The sequence below is a fragment of the Mesorhizobium sp. L2C084A000 genome, assembly GCF_000502875.1.
Lineage (GTDB): Bacteria > Pseudomonadota > Alphaproteobacteria > Rhizobiales > Rhizobiaceae > Mesorhizobium.
This window is the reverse complement of record NZ_AYWX01000002.1, coordinates 455,245-471,415: the sequence shown is the minus strand read 5'-3', so window position 1 is coordinate 471,415 and position 16,171 is coordinate 455,245. Positions and strand designations below refer to the sequence as shown.

The window sequence follows — 16,171 nt, the reverse complement described above, 5'->3', positions numbered from 1 at the left end:
CAAGCAAGCTCGCAGGGCAGAAATCGGGCCACGCTGACGATGGTGACGATGAAACGTAAACACGTGAGCCCTCCTTTCAAAACGTTCGAGTGTGTGGACTGGCTACACCAAAGGTGGGGCCGCTGGCAAGTGTGTCCTCTGCAGGCCGGCCTTAGTCTCGCGGCGGATTACCCAGTCCCCCTTATTTCCCTGGATTTCCTGCGGTGTCAGGAAGTGAAACTCCATCAGGATCGGTTCTTCCGGTCCCTTGAAGAAATGAAGCTCGGCGTGGGGGAGCACGAGCCGGCGGACAGTTTCAGATACGCTTTCCACCTTATATTCCTCGGCATGCAGTCCTAGACCTGCGAGGAGCGTCCTGGCGGCCGAAATCGTCATTGCCGGGCTAAAGCCATCGAGATCGATTTGGCTGTTGCCGCTCCATTTCAAAGGCAAAGGCTTGGGGACATCAGGCATGTCCCAAAGTTTGATGCTGATGCGATGGACGCGTGCTCGATTGCGCCTGGTCAAAATGTCGATTTCCAGATCGCCATAACCCAGAAGAAAGCCGCACGGCTGATCCTGATAGACATACAACCATTTAGGAAAGCCAAGGTGTTTCTCGACCGGACCGAGATCAGCTCCGGCCCGCAAAGGCGTGTCTTTGCTACCTAAGATTAGGGGGAGAATATGGAGTTTGCCTCGCTGTCGCATCGATCAAACCTTGGTTGGCTGGATATCCCGTCGCAGGGAGCATATTCCGCCTGCCCTGACCATTGTGCTACCCAGCTGATTGATTGAGCTTCACAGGTCAAAGGGCCGGATCAGACAGGTCTCAAGTAACCGCCGCTTAGTCCATATTCTTTGTTGAGATCGAGTAGGAAATGCCGAACACCGCGCTTCTGCCGAGATCGACAACGATCACAAGCAGGGCGTTGAACCTGCCGGTGCCAATCAAAACTTGATCAAACCGGTTTTGAACGTCCCGGTAAACATAGTGGACGTCGTTCAAATAGGGCACGCCGACTTCGTCCAGATTTAGCGCGTCGACATAGGGCCATATGTCTACGACAGCATTCGCCGTCGCGGTGATATTCGTCATCGGCTCGGCAAAGCAAGCCTTGAACTCCTCTTCATCAAGTCTGCGAACGACGACCATCACCTATTCTAAGCGGCGGCATCTGAAATCCGCAACCGATCGCAGGCTCGATGCTGCAGCTTCCTACCGCCCCGGCCTACCTGTCTTTCCCGGCCGACGCTTTTCGCGGCGGGCATCTCCCGCGTCTTCATACGAGCCGATGCCGGCGCGCTGGCGAACGATTGGTTTGCCGTCGCGTTCCTTTGTGCCCCCCTCTGTCCTGCCGGACATCTCCCCCACTTGGGGGGAGATCGGCTGTGGCTTTGCCGGCACTTTTCCCTCGACCGGCTTTTCCGTGCGCCGCACGGTCATCTCATCAAGCGAGTTCTTCTTGAACAGCGGCTTGACCGGCTCGCCGGGAATGCCGAAATCGGAGCCATGCGCCTCTTCGGCCGACTGTTTCTTGAACAACGAGCGCGACACCGCGCCGGCCGGCGTCGGCATGTCGGTGCCCGGACCCATGTCGTCGATCGAGGGTTTCGAAAACAGCGGTTTTTTCACTGGTACGGCGCCATCGGCGCCCATCTCGTCGAGATCAGGCTTGCGGAAGAGGTTGGGCCGCGCAGCCTTGGCCGCCTCTTCGGCGGCACGGGCTTCGTCGAACTTGCGGAAACGCTCCTGTTCCTCTGCTGTCCGATGTTTGGCCACGCCCTTGTTGTGCTTGCCCTTTTCGCGACCTGAGGCAGGACTTTCCATATCGGCGTATTTGGCCAGTGGGTCTTCGGAGATGGACAGTTCCATCTCTCGCAGACGCTTGATCTCGTCGCGGATACGAGCCGCCTTCTCGAAGTCGAGATTGGCCGCGGCATCGCGCATCTGCTTTTCCATCGCGTCGAGATGGGCCTTGAGGTTGTTGCCCATCATGGCGCCGGCATTGTCGGTGAACTGCGAAATGTCGGCGCGGACGTGGTCCTTCTCGTAGACCGAATCCAGAATGTCGGAGATGCGCGACTTGACCGATTCCGGGGTGATGCCGTTGGCCTCGTTCCATTCCACCTGCTTTTCGCGGCGGCGGTTGGTCTCGGCCATCGCCCGCTCCATCGAGCCGGTGACTTGGTCGGCATACAGGATGACCTTGCCGTCGACGTTTCTGGCGGCGCGGCCGATGGTCTGGATCAGCGAGGTTTCCGAGCGCAGAAACCCTTCCTTGTCGGCGTCGAGAATGGCGACGAAGCCGCATTCGGGAATGTCGAGGCCTTCGCGCAGCAGGTTGATGCCGACCAGCACGTCGAAGGCGCCGAGGCGCAGATCGCGCAGGATCTCGATGCGCTCCAGCGTGTCGATGTCGGAGTGCATGTAGCGGACGCGGATGCCTTGCTCATGCAGATATTCGGTCAAATCCTCGGCCATGCGCTTGGTCAGCACCGTGACCAGCGTGCGGTAGCCGGCCTTGGTGGTGTCGCGGATTTCGCCAACGACATCGTCGACCTGGGTCTTGGCCGGGCGAACCTCGACCGGCGGATCGATCAGGCCGGTCGGGCGGATGACCTGTTCGGCGAAGACGCCGCCGGCCTGCTCCATTTCCCAGCCGCCAGGGGTCGCCGAGACGGCGACCGAAAGCGGACGCATGGCATCCCATTCCTCGAAGCGCAGCGGCCGGTTGTCCATGCAGGACGGCAGACGGAAGCCGTATTCGGCCAGTGTCGCCTTGCGGCGAAAGTCGCCGCGATACATGCCGCCGATCTGCGGCACGGTGACATGGCTTTCATCGATGAAGACCAGCGCGTTGTCGGGAATGTACTCGAACAGCGTCGGCGGCGGATCACCCGGCTGGCGGCCGGTGAGATAGCGCGAATAGTTCTCGATGCCGGCGCAGGAACCGGTGGCTTCCAGCATCTCGAGGTCGAAGCGGCAGCGCTGTTCCAGCCGCTGCGCCTCGAGCAGGCGGCCTGCGCGCTCGAGTTCGACCAGCCGGTGCTTGAGCTCTTCCTTGATCGACTTGATCGCCTGGTTCAGCGTCGGGCGCGGCGTCACATAGTGCGAATTGGCGTAGATCTTGACGCTTTTCAGCTCGCCGGTCTTCTGGCCGGTCAGCGGGTCGAATTCGGTGATCTGCTCGATCTCGTCGCCGAACATTGAAATGCGCCAGGCGCGATCCTCCAAGTGGGCCGGGAAGATCTCGATCGTGTCGCCGCGCACGCGGAACGAGCCGCGAACGAAATTGATGTCCTGCCGTTTGTACTGCTGGGCGACGAGATCGGCGAGCAGCGCGCGCTGGTCGAGCCGATCGCCGATCTGCATCTGGAAGGTCATCGCCGTATAGGTCTCGACCGAGCCGATACCGTAGATGCAGGACACCGAGGCGACGATGATGACGTCGTCACGCTCGAGCAGCGAACGCGTCGCCGAATGGCGCATGCGGTCGATCTGCTCGTTGATCGAGGATTCCTTCTCGATGAAGGTGTCGGTGCGCGGGACGTAGGCCTCCGGCTGGTAGTAGTCGTAGTAGGAGACGAAATACTCGACGGCGTTTTCCGGGAAGAATTTCTTGAACTCGGAATAGAGCTGCGCCGCCAGCGTCTTGTTCGGCGCCAGGATCAAGGCAGGGCGCTGCGTCTCCTCGATCACCTTGGCCATGGTGAAGGTTTTTCCGGAGCCGGTGACGCCGAGCAGCACTTGGGTCCGGTCGTTGTTGTCGACGCCTTCGACCAGATCCTTGATCGCGGTCGGCTGATCGCCGGCCGGCTCGAAATCCGAAACCATCTTGATGGCAATGCCGCCTTCGGATTTTTCGGGGCGGGCAGGGCGGTGCGGCGTCCACAGCACGCCGTCCTTGTGCAGCGGATTGCCGGATTCGATCAGCGCCGACAGCGCGGCGACGGTAGCGGTGACGCTGCCCGAGGCCATCGTCTCGGCGTCTTCCAGCGAGATGTCGAGACCGGCGACCGGGTTGAGGCCGGCTGCCGTGCGCTCCCTGGCTGACGCCGCGCCACCCATCGAGGTGCCGCGCGAACTGCGTCCCGGCGAGCTTGAGCGCTCGGGTATCTTCTTCGACGGCTTCGGCGATTTGCCGCCGTCGCCCTTGCCGACAAGACGTCCTTCGTTTTCGGCTTCCTGCTCGATCTGCTCGGCCCAATCCGCGATCGAACCGGTCAGCGGCGTGCCAGAGAGCTCCGGCTGCGGCATCTCGGCGAAACCGCCTTTGTGCAGCGGCTCGGAGGCGTCGAGGAAATCGGTCAGCGGGCTGCGCCGCTTCGGCGCGGCGCGGTCGTCGTTCGCCGTCGGCGGCGTTTTCTTATCGGGGGATTTGGCCATGTCCCGAATATGGGATTTCCTGGCCAAAATGGAAAGAGCGCGGTGGGGAGAGGCGTGCCGAACAGCGCTGCTCCTGACAGCAGGCTGTCAGGAGCAGGCGGGAAGGTGCGGCCGAAAGCCTCTTGTCGCTACACGCCCCTGGCGGCTGATGCGACCTGCGTCGCCGACCCGTTCAGGCGCGGCACCACGACAAGGCGTTTGATCTTGCCCTTCTTGTAGGCGGCGAGGAAGCGCGCATAGTCCTTGAAGGCGACGCAACCGCTCGACTGGCCGTAGCGGCCTCGAAGCAGGTAGGTATGGGCCAGAAAGCCGTCGCGATTGTATTTGTTGCGGCCATCGGCCGGTGTCAGGCGCAAGGCCTCCACTCCGTGGAAGCGCGTCTCGCGCAGCGACAGATTGTAGGTGTTGGGCGGTGTCGGTCCGCGGTTCTTCTGGTCGGCATAACGCGGCTGGTCCGTCATGGCGCCGATGCCAGAATGAGCCTCGAGCCTTGAGCCGTCAGGCATGTAGACGGTGCCGGCGCTGATATCGTAGACGGCGACGCCATTTCCGGCTCCGCTTCTGGATCCCGGCGAGTTGAACAGATTTCTGAACGCCTTGCCAAGGCCGCCCGAAGGCGTGTCGGGCTTAGCATAGGCCAGCACATCGCCGCCATCGGCTGGCCGGCCTTGCCGCGTCGGTTTCGCCGGCTGGGCCTGCTGGACCGTCTCGCGTGCCGGCTTCGATTGCTGGGCGGGCTTGAGCTGCTGAACAGATTTGGGCTGCTGAACGGGCTTAGGCTGCTGCTGGACGATTTTGGGCTGCGGCGGGTCGAATTGCGGGCGGCGGGTCGGCAACGGCACGTCGTTGGTCAGCGCGTCCGGCAGCGAGGCGGCATCACCGGGTTGATCCTGCTGGGTTTCGACGGGGGAAACCGCGACATCGGCTGACGATTCCTCGATCGGCAGCGGTGAGGCAAACGCCCCGGCGTCGACCGGCAGCGACTGCACGAGGGCAAGTGCCAACTGCGAATTGTCTGGCGTATCAGATTGGGCAAAGCCCATCGGCTGCGGTGCGGTCTGCACGACCACCGAGCCGGTATCCAGCCGGGCGAAACGTTCGGCCGCCGGAACTGGCATGTTATCGGACAGGCTGGCCGTGACCTGGACGGACGGCACCAGCGACGCCTCGGCAATTCGCGGTGCGACGGTGGAGATCACCGGGCGCGTGTTGGCAGTGGCGGCAGGCTTTCCGGCGTCGGCAAAGGCAGCGGCCAGCTTCATCGGCGAAAGCGACGCTTCCATGCGTTCGAAGCGCTCCTGCGCCTTCGACTTCACGGCGGCTGGCATCGGCTTTGCCTGCGCTACAAGGCGTTCGGACTTTTCCGCCCGTGAGCTTACCCTGGCCAGCTTGAAACAGCTGGCACCGCACTGCACCGAATGATCATGCAGGGCCTGAGTGCCGCCATTGGCATTGGCCAGCACGAAGGGTGCTTTCAAGAAGTGCTGTTTCAGCGGATCGGTAAATGCGAGCGATCCCGGCATGGACAGCGTCTGGGGCAGGCCAACCGAAGTCGCCGACAGCGAGGCGCCGACGGAACTGAGGCCGGCCATGGTGCCGATCAGCCAAAGGCCGATGGCAGTGCTGACGCAGGGCAGTGCGACCCAGCGGGCCACCCGGCCAGCGTTGAAGGAAGAGGAACGCGGAGCATCGACGAACTCGCCGCCCTCACGCTGTCCCCGGTTTTTTTTATGTGTACTCAACAACGCCATGCAACCAATCTCGCTTCAATCGGTTTCCCCGTACGTGGCCTTGAGAGCCGCGACGACCATTCTGTGAGTGATCCCAGGTGGTCCCCGACGCGTTTGCCGCGTCTGTAGTTGGTTGCCAATTGCTTCAAAATATGGACAAAGTTGGTTAATCAATTCCTCTCAAAACCAACGACGAGATGTGGATTTTGGCCAAATCAGCCTTCGTCCACGGCCAGGAAAGTGGTGTTGTCGCCCTTCCGACCTGGTTTTGCTGCCTGTTTTTGGCGGCCGAGTCAAGCAAAACAGCCGCTGCTAATTTTTGCGAAGCGCCTTCGCGCGGCATCTGCAGTGAGGTGACTGCCAGCAGACATCGCTTGGGAAAGGCGCCTGTTTCCAGTAAAAATGTTGCCGGTCTTGCCAAGATTTCCCCTGCGGAAGAGCCTCAACATCCCGCCCTCAGTTGAACCAGAGCGCAAAGGTCAGAAACCCGCCGCCGCCGAACTGGCGCTGGATCTGGTCGAAATCGCTGCTGGTGACGAGCTCGCCGCTTTCGAGGTAGGGCGCGATGGCCGGGCCGGTGATCGACAGCACCAGATCGAAGTTTTTCGGGTCATCGAAGAAGCGCTTCATGTTGATGCCAAGGCCCGTGCCGGCGGTGACGCGGAAATGCGGCAGCAACTTGCGGCCCTCCAGGAGATCTTCGGCCATGGTCAGGGCGGCGAGCCAGGCCTGAACCTGCTCCTCGCCGACTTCGAGGCCGGTGAGCGGGTTCTCGCCCTTCTGCTGCGGTCCAGGCAGCCATTCGCGGTCATTGTCGGTCTCGGCGCGGATCGCCTTCCAGTCCTCGCGCGACAGCCGGATCATTTCCAGCAGGTGGCGGCGCGCCGCTTGCCGGCGCTCCGGTTCGACCACCGGCCAGTTGATGAGATGCACCATCGAGATGAAATCGGCGATGCGCCATTCCGACGAGAAGATGCTCGAGCCCATGTCGCCGGCCGGCGGCACCAGAATATCCTGCAACGGCAGCTTGGCGCGCGGGAACAGCATGTGGAACGAGCCGTCGAAGGTGCTCCTGAAATCATGCGCCAGCCAGAAATCGGCCTGGGCCATCAGGAACTCGGCATAGCCCTGCAGCCAGTACCCGTCGGCGCGGTCGAAACGGAAGGTGAGCGTGGGGACGGCGTCGTCCGATGTAATGCCGCCACGGGACAACGCGGCGATGATCGCCGCCATGCTCTCGTCCGGAGCGATGGTGCCGTCCTCGTTGAGGTCTATGCCCGCACGGGTGAGATCGATCGCCATGCCGATATCGGCGTTCGCCGGCACCGACGCAAACGTCGCCGCGGATTTTTCCAGCCGGTCGCGGAAGCCGACCAGGATGGCGCGGAACTGCTCGTAAGTCAGCGGCTCGGGATTGGGATTGTCGGGCACCGGCAACCGCATCAGTGGCAGCATGAAGGACTGCGGGCTTTCGAAACCATGGCGGTGCAGGCCGGTGGCCAGGATCTCCAATGCGGTGAAGAACTCGCCCGCCCCGGCCGCATAGGCGGATGCCGGGTCGTTTGGCGCGGCGGCCTCCAGCATCGACAGGGCAGCGTCGCGCGCGGCCACGCTCTTCGCCTCGAACAGTCGGGTAGCCGCTTCGGGCATTGCCGCCGACGCGGAAGACAGCGGCAGGAGCAAAATGAAAGCGGTCAGCAGGCCTGCCAGTCGTGTCATCTTTTCCCCCAATATTTGTCGCGCAGCGCAGATATACACCATTTGCAGCGCTGCGCTTCAACCCGCCCGCCGGACGGTCTACACAGGGCAAACAATTGGGCATCGCGTGTCGAATTATCCGTTTTCCTACAAACTGTCCTGGCTGCCGCGTTTCTTGAAGCCGTCTCTGGCCGGCGATGTGCAAGACTTTGCGCTGATGGCTGGGACGCTTATGGATCCGCCGCCGAGGCAGACAATGCGGCTTGCCTTTGTCGGGGACATCTCGGCGGTGGCCAACCGCAGCGCGCCGGATTGCGATCCGGCGATCAAGGCGCTGCTCGGCGCTGCCGATCTGGTGATCGGCAATTGCGAAAGCCCCGTGGTGGACAGACCAAGCGCGGCGCTGGGCACAAGGCTCGGCACGCATCATGCGATGAGCGAGTTGTTTCTGGCCGAGGCGCTGGCGGCGGTTGGTATTGCGCGAGAAAGGCTCGTGCTGTCGCTGGCCAACAACCATGTGCTGGATCAGGGCGTCGCCGGTTTCGACGAGACGGTGGCGGCGTTGCAGCGGCTCGGCATCCGCACGGTCGGCCTGGCCGCCAATGGCCCGGTGGTGCCTGTCCAGGTCGGACCGCTTGATATCGGCTTCGCCGCATTCACGCTGTGGCGCAACGCCGATGAAAAACTGTTTGCGGGGCGCGTTTCGATGGACAGCGATCCGACGGGCTGGCCGCGCGCTGGCTTGGATCTTCTCTGCGCCGTGCCGCATTGGGACTGGGAGTTCCGGCATTTTCCGCGTGCCGAGACGCGGGCGCTGGCCAGGCGGCTGGCCGGGCAGGGCGTCGGACTGATCGCCGGCCATCACGCCCATGTCGTGCAGCCGGTGGAAAGGATCGACAAGACGGTGGTCGCTTATGGACTTGGCGATTTCCTCGGCACCGCCTTCGCCCGCCAGCCATGGCCGGGTCGCATCGGTTCTATCCTCACTGTCGATGTCAGTGCCGATGCCGGTACGCGCGGGACGATCGCGTCTTACCGGCTGCATCCCTTCATGCGCCTGCGCGCCGGCGACCATGAGCGGCTGGTGTTGGTGGAGGCTTTGGAGGGCCGAGTGCGTGACAAGGTCGAGGGGCGACTGAAAGCGATCTTCCCTTCTCCACCAACCGATCAAGGCGTACCCGCTTAAACGTCTGGCGGCGCCTGCAAAACCGACTATCATGCTCCCGCAGAGGCAGGATTGCGGGGGATAGCGGTGGAAACAGCGGATTTCATGCCGAGCGAAACGGTCATCGCCGGCATCCGGAAAGACATCGCGGCCTATGAAGCGGCGAGGGCGTCGGCGGTCAGGCAGGTGCGCTGGCGGGTGCCGGTGTTCGTCGGCCTGGTGCTGGTGGCCGTGGTGCTGGTCGCCTGGCTGTTCAACAAGGTCGCCGACCCCAACGAGCAATGGGTCTCGACGCCGCATGTGTTCCTGTATGTCATCGGCTTCGCGGCTTCGATCCTGCTCTATTTCCAGGCCAGGAAACCGGCGACGCGGCTGCAGCAATCGTTCCGCGAGACGCTGTTGCCGATCATCTTCGGCTTCATCGCCGACATGCGCTACCAGCATGGCGTGACGCCGAATTCATTCGACCGGTTGCCGCGCACGGCGGTTGGTCCGTTCAACCGGCAGGCGTTCGACGACATCGTCGCGGGCCGCTACGAAGGGTTTCCGTTCGAGCTCTACGAGGCGCATCTGCGGGAAGGGTCGGGCAAGGGCTCGTCGACGGCCTTTCAGGGCGTCATCGTCGCCTTCGAGACCATCGCGCCGTTACCCGGCATATTGGTGGCGACGCGCCGGACCAACGCGGTCATCAGTTTCTTTCGCGGCATATTCGCCAGCAAGCTGCAGGAGCTGTCCAGTGGCGACGTGGCGCTCGACGCCGCGTACGAGTTCCGCACCGACAATCTCGGGGCGGCACAGCCACTGGTGAGCGGCCGGCTGGCGCAGGCGCTGAAATGGCTTGGCGAAACCTGGCCGGACGATCCGGCCCGTGTCGCGCTCAATGGCAGCGATGGGTTCCTGCTGCTGCCGCAGACGAAGAACTTCTTCGAGCTGCCGGATATTTCGGTGCCGCTCGATTACAGCACGCATGTCGCGCCGATGATATCAGACATGGGCGCGATGCTGGCGACGGCGGCACTTGTGCGCAAGATCGGCGCGAAGGACGAGATCGATTAGTTGGGCCTCGCTGTCAGCAGTCAAAGCCGTATTGGTCGCGCATGGTGTCCGCCTCCTCTTTCGACATTTTGTTGAACATAACGCAGACGGTGAAGCTGCCGACCTGATGGCCGGCGCGCATATAGCCCCAGTCGGAAATATCGTTTCGGGTGAATTCTATATTCTGCCCGAGGACCACATTACGCACTTGCTCCGGCTGGTTCGCCAATATGCCGACAAAGCCTGTTTCAGTGCGGCGGAACGGGATGACCCAGAAGTGCTCGCTGACATTCCCGTCGCGCACCTTGACCTTCAATTTGAACCTGTCGGTGTCGGAGGAAGGAGCCTCGGACAGTGCCAGGAATTCATCCAGGCTGGCGAGCGCCTGCGCTGTCGCTGCCGCCATCTCGGGATCGTCCTCGGTAAACATAATCGTCTTGTCATCGCCCGGATCCGCGCCTTGCGCACAGGCGGACCCCGGCGCAAGCGCCAGCATCAGGGACATCGCGGTCCGGACTGCAAGTTTCATGGAAGGCCCCCTTTCATCGTAACGGCGCACCATCCTGCATCCGTTCCCGATTTGCAACCGGAGCGCGAGTTTCATCACTTCGGAGCGGCGAGTTGAGCTGATCCATGAAACAAAATGTGTATCATGACCGGTCGGCAGTCTGTTTCGTGATGCCGCTTGAGACGGATTGCGGCGGCCGCGCCGTGATCGAAACCGCCCGCCACAATCCGGCTAAACGACTCTTTTCGCGGACAGAAGTCCGCTCATTGGGGGAGCCGAAGCGGCCTGAAATGATCTCGGTCGCAGACAATGTGTCGGAATTAAGCCTATGATATTGTTTGCAAAAATTCACCCAACGTGATTTGCGGAGCGAGCGCTTCCGTTCCAGTTTCAGGCCGTCCGGTGCTGTCGTTTCCCAAGGCGGCCCGGAAAAGTGAAACAGCACGGAGTGCACCCCATGAAGAAGACCCTCGCAACCACCGCCGCTCTGCTCGCCTTCCTCGGCACGGCCTATGCCGCGACCGTTCAGGGCACGATCCAGGCCGTCGACCCGACGACCAAGTCGATCACCCTCGACGACGGCAAGATCTACCAGCTGTCACCGGAAGCGACGATCGGGAAATTGAAGGTCGGCGCCAAGGTGGCGGTGACTGTCGATGACAAGACCGGCATCGTGACGTCGATCAAGAAGGCCTCGTAACGCGAGAGCATCGTGCGTCGGCAGACCTGCTGACCGGATTTTTCAAACCCTGTTCCACTCATGGCCGGTCCCTCCGGGGATCGGCCATTTTCATGCCTCGCCCCTCGATGCCGGGCGACCTGGATGAGGTCTTCCGGCTGGACCCCAGGGCCGGCCGGCGGAACGCTGTCCGGCGGCATCGCTATGGTTTTTGCCAAAAAGCCGCGCTATCCCTTGGCCAACGGGGGATATTCATGGCCGACGAACAAAAAGGGTTTCGCCTGTCGCGGCGATTGCTGCTGGGTGCGGCTGTCCTAGGTGGCGCGGTGCTGTGGGGCGGCAACACCGTGGCGCGGCTGGCGCGCGCGCCTTCGGGGCCGAAGAACGCCGGACGGATAGCCGATATCGACGGCTTCGCGTTGCCTTTGAAGCCGCTGGACAATGCGCCGGCCTTCGATGCGTCGCTGCCCTGGTCGGCAAAAGGCGGCGACATCAACGATGCCAGCGGCCTGTCGATGACGCCGGTCTACGGCGTCGTCGAGGTCAGCGAGGACGAGCACATCGCCAATGCGCTGGCCTTCGCGCGTGCCAATGGCCTGAAAGTCTCACTGGCCGCCATCCGCCATTCGATGGGCGGGCATGCCTTCGACGACAACGCGCTGGTACTCGACCTCAGAAAGTTCAACAAGGTGACCGTGGATGCGGCGGCGAAGACCATGACCTTGCAGCCGGGCGCGCGCTGGCACGACATCCAGAACCTTCTGCATCCGCGCTTTGCGGTGAAGGCGATGCAGTCGACCGACATCTTCTCGGTCGGCGGCTCGCTGTCGGTCAATGCGCACGGTATGGACCACCAGGCAGGGTCGGTGGCGGGCTCGATCCGCTCGATGCGAGTGATGCTGGCCGACGGCTCGGTGACGACCTGCTCGCCCACCGAGAACACCGATCTGTTCCGCCACGTCGTCGGCGGCTATGGCCTGTTCGGCGTGGTGCTGGAGGCGACGCTCGATATCGTCGAAAACGCCGTCTACCGGACCTCGCGCGAAATCATCAGATCGGACGATTTTCCGAAATTCTTCGCCGAGGTGCTGGAGCCGAACAAGAATATCGGCCTGTTCTACGGCCATCTGTCGACGGCGCCCGGCAATTTCCTCGAGGATATGATCGTCTACCGTTACGACAAGGTGGCGGAGCAGCCGCCGGCGGATCAGCCTGAGATCGGCGAGCCGGGTTCAGTCGGGCTGAAACGGGTGATCATCAACCTGGCGAAATGGGGCAGCCTGTTCCAGGAGTTGAAGTGGTTCACCGAAAAGACGCTGGAGCCGAAATTCGAAAGCTGCACGGTGGCGCGTACTTCGGCCATGGCCGAGGGCGAGGCCTGTCTCGTCACCCGCAACAACCCGATGCACGATTCGGTGCCCTATCTCTTCAACGATCAAATAGAAGAGACCGACATCCTGCACGAATATTTTATTCCACGTGCCGCCTATGTCGAATTCATCGCGGAAACGCGCGAGATCCTGCGCAACCAGACGCTGCCGGTGCTCAATGCTTCGGTGCGCATCGTCCACAAGGAGGATGTGGCGCTGACCTACGCGCCGGAGCCAGCCTATTCGCTGGTGCTCTACATCAACCAGCCGACCGATGCCGACGGCAATGCCAGGATGCGCGCGCTGACGCGGGCGCTGATCGACGTGACGATCAAGCATGGCGGGCGCTTCTTCCTGCCTTACCAGCTGCATTATACGGCCAGGGAATTGCTCGCCTCCTATCCCGAACTGCCGGCCTTCCTGGCGGCGAAGCGGCAGTATGACCCGACGGAACTGTTTTCCTCGACGTTCTACCGTGCCATCAAGGCGCTGAGCGGGGTGGCGTAGACGTTAGGAGACTTCATGCGCAAGGTATCAGCCGCGGCACTCATCCTCATCGCGCTGTGCGCTGGCCCTGCCGGAGCCGAGGATCTCAAGGCCTTCAAGCTGACCATCGACGGGGTAACGATCGATATCGATCCCGGCGAGAGCACTGATGTGACGCTACCCGGCGGTAAGCACAGCAAGGTGACGCTCGAGCGCAACGACTTCGCGACCTTCTCCGGCAGCGATTTCTCCTTCGTCCATCCGAGCAATATTTCGGTGACCAAGACCGACCTCGGCGATGATATCACGCAGTATCTGATGGCGTCGGCTCTCGGCACGATCGTCGTCGTGCAGGAATATGGCAAGATGAATCCGGTGTCGCTCAACCAGCTGATGCTGCAGGAGATGACCAAGGAATCGGTGCAGGCCGGCGCCACGCTGACGCAGGAGCCGACGACGCGCAAACTCGCCGACGGCAAGGAATTGACCGGGATTCGCGCCGAGGTGAAGACACGCACCGACACCGCCGATTTCGAGATCGTCGGCTTCGGCCTGGCCGATCGGGGGCTGCTGTTCATCACCCGCGTTGCCGGCGAGGATGCAGCGACCGAACAGCCGCTTATCGACAAGTTCTGGCAGAGCCTGAAGGTCAAGTTCAGGCCGGACTAGGGTCGTGTCTCAGTTGGGTTTCGGGGGGGAATCCATACTTTTGCATAACGGCGGCTCAAGTTATTCTGACGACCCTGAATTGGAGGTCCTGCAGCATGGCGAAGCTCATTTTCAGAATGAACCAGTCACTCGACGGCTATGTCGACCACCAGAAAATGCCGTCAGGCCCGACAATCTTTCGTCACTGGATGGAGCAAGTGCGCAATTTGAGCGGCAGTGTTTACGGTCGCGGCATGTACGAGGTCATGCGTTATTGGGACGAAGACAGTCCTGAATGGAGCGCGGAGGCGCACGAATTCGCGGCGGCGTGGCGGAGCCAACCGAAGTGGGTTGTGTCGCGCTCGCTGAAGTCGCTCGGCCCCAACGCTACACTTGTCGGGGACGACGTCGAGGCGGTGATAGGTGGGCTTAAGGCTGAGCTCGTCGGGGAGATTTCAGTTTCCGGACCAAACCTGGCACGAAGCCTGGCCGATCTTGGTCTTATCGATGAATATCAACTTTACCTCCATCCGTTCGTGCTCGGTCAGGGCAAGCCATTTTTCGCCGGCCCCCGGCCGCCGCTTCGCTTTGTGGCCAGCGATTTGATCGGTGATGACGTAATCAGGTTGACCTATGTTCCTGCCTGATTAAGCGGTCGTCAAACCGAGACGCCAGCAGGACTACAGCCCCTTCGGCACCAAGCCGGCCAGCCAGTTCACGGAGCGTTTCGCGGCATCGGCGGTCGCCGAGGCGGCGCGGCCGAGATCGGTCTTGACCACTGCGTAGCCGTTTTTGGTGCGATAGAGCACGCCGGTTCCGCCATCGACCACCTGTTCATAGGCGACCGGCCGGGCGGCATCCGCTTCCATGGCGGTCGTCGGTGAACCGACCGAAACGCTCGGCCGGTGGCTCAATTCAGGCGGTAGCGGGCTTTCGGTCCTGACAACGCGGCTGGCGGGCTTCAGTTCCGGGCGCGATGCGGTCGCGGCCAGCTGCGAGGAGGACGACGAACCCTTCGTGCGGCAAATGCCGGAGACGAGCGGATAGTTGAAATTGCGCTCGTGCAGCATCTGGCTCTTCATCGCCGCTTCGCACTCGGCGACGGTCGACCACTTGGCCGGCGTCTCGCCGATATATTCGCAAAGCTTGGCGTCGCAGTCGCAGCCGACAATGGTCATGGCGACAAGGGCGGTCTTGATCACGGTCTTGTCCCTTCGAGATGCCCCCCGGCAACCCATCCATTTCTTCCCATTCCTTCGCGCGCGAACAAGGCGGGATTTGGCCGCGATTGTGGAATGGGCGTGGCGGAGCGCAGGAAATGCATAATCCTGGCCGGGCCTGGCCGAAAGGCCTCAGTAGTCGTAGACGTGTTCAAGCCTGGCGCCGGCCTTGATCAGCGCCGGCAGCACGAGATGCAGCTTGCGCACGGCGACGATCATGCCGGTGCGGCGCGTGGATTGATCGGCCGGCAGCGGATAGCTGAACAGGATGCGCATGCCTTCGGGAACGGCGATCGTATCGGTGGAGAGCACGGTGACCATGATCTCGTCATTGCCGCCGATCTCGACGAAGGAGACGCCCTTGTCGATCAGGCGCGGGACCATTTCGGTGAAGACCTGATAGCGCCTGGTGACGAAGATGGTGCCGTCAGCGCCCATGTCGCGTTCGAGCAAGGTGTCGGGCTCGTTGCGGGTGGCTTCGCCGACGGGTCCCTTGGCCCAGACATGGACGTCGAGCAAGGCAGGGTCCATCGTGGCGGCGAGGGCCTTTTTGATCAGGTCGGCATAGCCCTGCTTGATGGTGTCGGCGAGGCCGAACGCCAGCTTGCGTTCGCTGGTCCGGATCGAGCTGTCTCCCGGCGCCGGCTGCACGGCAAACAGGCCGGCGCGCTTCTCGGCATAGGGGAACTGATACCAGGGCACCTGGTCGAGAAACCCTGCATAGTCCGCCGCCACCTTGGCCTGATAGATGTCGGCGGCGGTGCGCTTGGCCGTCGTCGCCTCGGTGATGCGGCCGACCGTGTTCTCATAGGCCCACTGCAGGATATGCTCGATCGAGTGGCTGGTGCCGATGATGACCAGCATCTGGTGGTTGGCGTAGTTGAACTTGTAGGCAGAACTGGCGCGGATGACCATGGCGTAGTCCTGCCAGAAGCGGCCGACATAGGACCAGTAGGGAAAGCCGCTCGGCTGGTCCTTGTCGACGAAGCCGGCATATTCGCGCGCGGCGTAGACGATCGCCCATTCCGGATAGGTGAGGAAGGTCGATTCCTCCGGCCGCTGGTAGAAGGGGATCTCGGCGCGGACCTTGTCGGCCAGCGCCTTGGGCGGGGCGCCGTCGGCAATGCCGGGCAGCGGCGTCTTGTCGAGCGACGACGTCGTCAGGAAGCCGTAGCTCAGCCCGGCGATCGGGATGAGGATGACGATGACGATCACCCACAGGATCGTCTTGATGATGCGCTTCAGCCAGCGGAACAGGAACAT

At 62.2% G+C, this 16,171-nt stretch carries 15 protein-coding genes; 6 read left to right on the top strand and 9 right to left on the bottom strand.

Annotated elements, in window-relative coordinates; translation table 11 throughout:
- Positions 1–102: 102 nt before the first annotated feature.
- From X735_RS1000000167230 to X735_RS159025, 6 genes are all read right to left on the bottom strand, one after another.
- Complete coding sequence (locus X735_RS1000000167230; protein WP_081734780.1) at positions 103–690, bottom strand: hypothetical protein; 588 nt, start codon at positions 688–690, stop codon at positions 103–105.
- Between the two features lie 136 nt (positions 691–826).
- Entirely contained in the window at positions 827–1,135 is a 309-nt protein-coding gene (locus X735_RS159010; RefSeq protein ID WP_023809784.1) for a hypothetical protein, read from the bottom strand.
- 63 nt (positions 1,136–1,198) lie between these two features.
- Positions 1,199–4,369: an excinuclease ABC subunit UvrB gene (uvrB, locus tag X735_RS159015; protein ID WP_023809783.1), complete on the bottom strand. Its 3,171-nt coding sequence runs from the start codon at positions 4,367–4,369 to the stop codon at positions 1,199–1,201.
- Between the two features lie 128 nt (positions 4,370–4,497).
- Positions 4,498–6,120 (bottom strand): DUF2778 domain-containing protein, encoded by a 1,623-nt coding sequence (locus X735_RS159020; RefSeq protein WP_023809782.1) that lies wholly within the window; start codon positions 6,118–6,120, stop codon positions 4,498–4,500.
- A gap of 145 nt (positions 6,121–6,265) precedes the next feature.
- The gene (locus tag X735_RS1000000168640) at positions 6,266–6,520 is read right to left on the bottom strand and encodes a hypothetical protein (RefSeq protein WP_155930561.1); all 255 of its coding nucleotides are present in this window, start codon (positions 6,518–6,520) and stop codon (positions 6,266–6,268) included.
- 35 nt (positions 6,521–6,555) lie between these two features.
- On the bottom strand, positions 6,556–7,818 hold the full coding sequence (locus X735_RS159025; protein WP_023809781.1) for a hypothetical protein: 1,263 nt from the start codon (positions 7,816–7,818) through the stop codon (positions 6,556–6,558).
- Between the two features lie 106 nt (positions 7,819–7,924).
- On the opposite strand from X735_RS159025, the gene X735_RS159030 reads away from it, so the two are divergent.
- Both X735_RS159030 and X735_RS159035 read left to right on the top strand, forming a co-directional pair.
- Entirely contained in the window at positions 7,925–8,983 is a 1,059-nt protein-coding gene (locus X735_RS159030) for a CapA family protein (protein WP_023809780.1), read from the top strand.
- An 84-nt stretch (positions 8,984–9,067) separates the two neighbouring features.
- A complete protein-coding gene (locus X735_RS159035; protein ID WP_050592655.1) occupies positions 9,068–10,018 on the top strand; it encodes a DUF3137 domain-containing protein in 951 nt (316 codons plus the stop codon).
- A 13-nt stretch (positions 10,019–10,031) separates the two neighbouring features.
- Here the strand turns inward: X735_RS159035 and X735_RS159040 are convergent, their stop codons facing one another.
- A complete protein-coding gene (locus X735_RS159040; RefSeq protein ID WP_023809778.1) occupies positions 10,032–10,526 on the bottom strand; it encodes a DUF2314 domain-containing protein in 495 nt (164 codons plus the stop codon).
- Positions 10,527–10,962: 436 nt separating this feature from the next.
- On the opposite strand from X735_RS159040, the gene X735_RS159045 reads away from it, so the two are divergent.
- The 4 genes from X735_RS159045 to X735_RS159060 all read left to right on the top strand — a co-directional run bounded on the left by X735_RS159045 (position 10,963) and on the right by X735_RS159060 (position 14,335).
- Complete coding sequence (locus tag X735_RS159045; RefSeq protein WP_013530037.1) at positions 10,963–11,205, top strand: DUF1344 domain-containing protein; 243 nt, start codon at positions 10,963–10,965, stop codon at positions 11,203–11,205.
- A 233-nt stretch (positions 11,206–11,438) separates the two neighbouring features.
- Entirely contained in the window at positions 11,439–13,061 is a 1,623-nt protein-coding gene (locus X735_RS159050; protein WP_023809777.1) for an FAD-binding oxidoreductase, read from the top strand.
- Between the two features lie 15 nt (positions 13,062–13,076).
- On the top strand, positions 13,077–13,709 hold the full coding sequence (locus tag X735_RS159055; RefSeq protein WP_023809776.1) for a hypothetical protein: 633 nt from the start codon (positions 13,077–13,079) through the stop codon (positions 13,707–13,709).
- 95 nt (positions 13,710–13,804) lie between these two features.
- A complete protein-coding gene (locus tag X735_RS159060) occupies positions 13,805–14,335 on the top strand; it encodes a dihydrofolate reductase family protein (RefSeq protein WP_023809775.1) in 531 nt (176 codons plus the stop codon).
- Between the two features lie 33 nt (positions 14,336–14,368).
- Here X735_RS159060 and X735_RS159065 read toward each other — a convergent pair whose 3' ends face one another.
- Together X735_RS159065 and X735_RS159070 are read right to left on the bottom strand one after the other, a co-directional pair.
- A complete protein-coding gene (locus X735_RS159065) occupies positions 14,369–14,890 on the bottom strand; it encodes a hypothetical protein (protein WP_023809774.1) in 522 nt (173 codons plus the stop codon).
- 150 nt (positions 14,891–15,040) lie between these two features.
- Positions 15,041–16,171, bottom strand: coding sequence for a hypothetical protein (locus X735_RS159070; protein WP_023809773.1), 1,131 nt, complete (start codon positions 16,169–16,171; stop codon positions 15,041–15,043).

Bases quoted from the DNA above. Each gene is read 5' to 3' on its own strand.
- X735_RS159020 (WP_023809782.1), bottom strand. From the start codon at position 6,120: ATGGCGTTGTTGAGTACACATAAAAAAAACCGGGGACAGCGTGAGGGC.
- X735_RS159060 (WP_023809775.1), top strand. From the start codon at position 13,805: ATGGCGAAGCTCATTTTCAGAATGAACCAGTCACTCGACGGCTATGTC.
- X735_RS159040 (WP_023809778.1), bottom strand. From the start codon at position 10,526: ATGAAACTTGCAGTCCGGACCGCGATGTCCCTGATGCTGGCGCTTGCG.
- X735_RS159010 (WP_023809784.1), bottom strand. From the start codon at position 1,135: ATGGTCGTCGTTCGCAGACTTGATGAAGAGGAGTTCAAGGCTTGCTTT.
- X735_RS1000000167230 (WP_081734780.1), bottom strand. From the start codon at position 690: ATGCGACAGCGAGGCAAACTCCATATTCTCCCCCTAATCTTAGGTAGC.
- uvrB (WP_023809783.1), bottom strand. From the start codon at position 4,369: ATGGCCAAATCCCCCGATAAGAAAACGCCGCCGACGGCGAACGACGAC.
- X735_RS159025 (WP_023809781.1), bottom strand. From the start codon at position 7,818: ATGACACGACTGGCAGGCCTGCTGACCGCTTTCATTTTGCTCCTGCCG.
- X735_RS159050 (WP_023809777.1), top strand. From the start codon at position 11,439: ATGGCCGACGAACAAAAAGGGTTTCGCCTGTCGCGGCGATTGCTGCTG.
- X735_RS159070 (WP_023809773.1), bottom strand. From the start codon at position 16,171: ATGTTCCTGTTCCGCTGGCTGAAGCGCATCATCAAGACGATCCTGTGG.
- X735_RS159045 (WP_013530037.1), top strand. From the start codon at position 10,963: ATGAAGAAGACCCTCGCAACCACCGCCGCTCTGCTCGCCTTCCTCGGC.
- X735_RS159055 (WP_023809776.1), top strand. From the start codon at position 13,077: ATGCGCAAGGTATCAGCCGCGGCACTCATCCTCATCGCGCTGTGCGCT.
- X735_RS159035 (WP_050592655.1), top strand. From the start codon at position 9,068: ATGCCGAGCGAAACGGTCATCGCCGGCATCCGGAAAGACATCGCGGCC.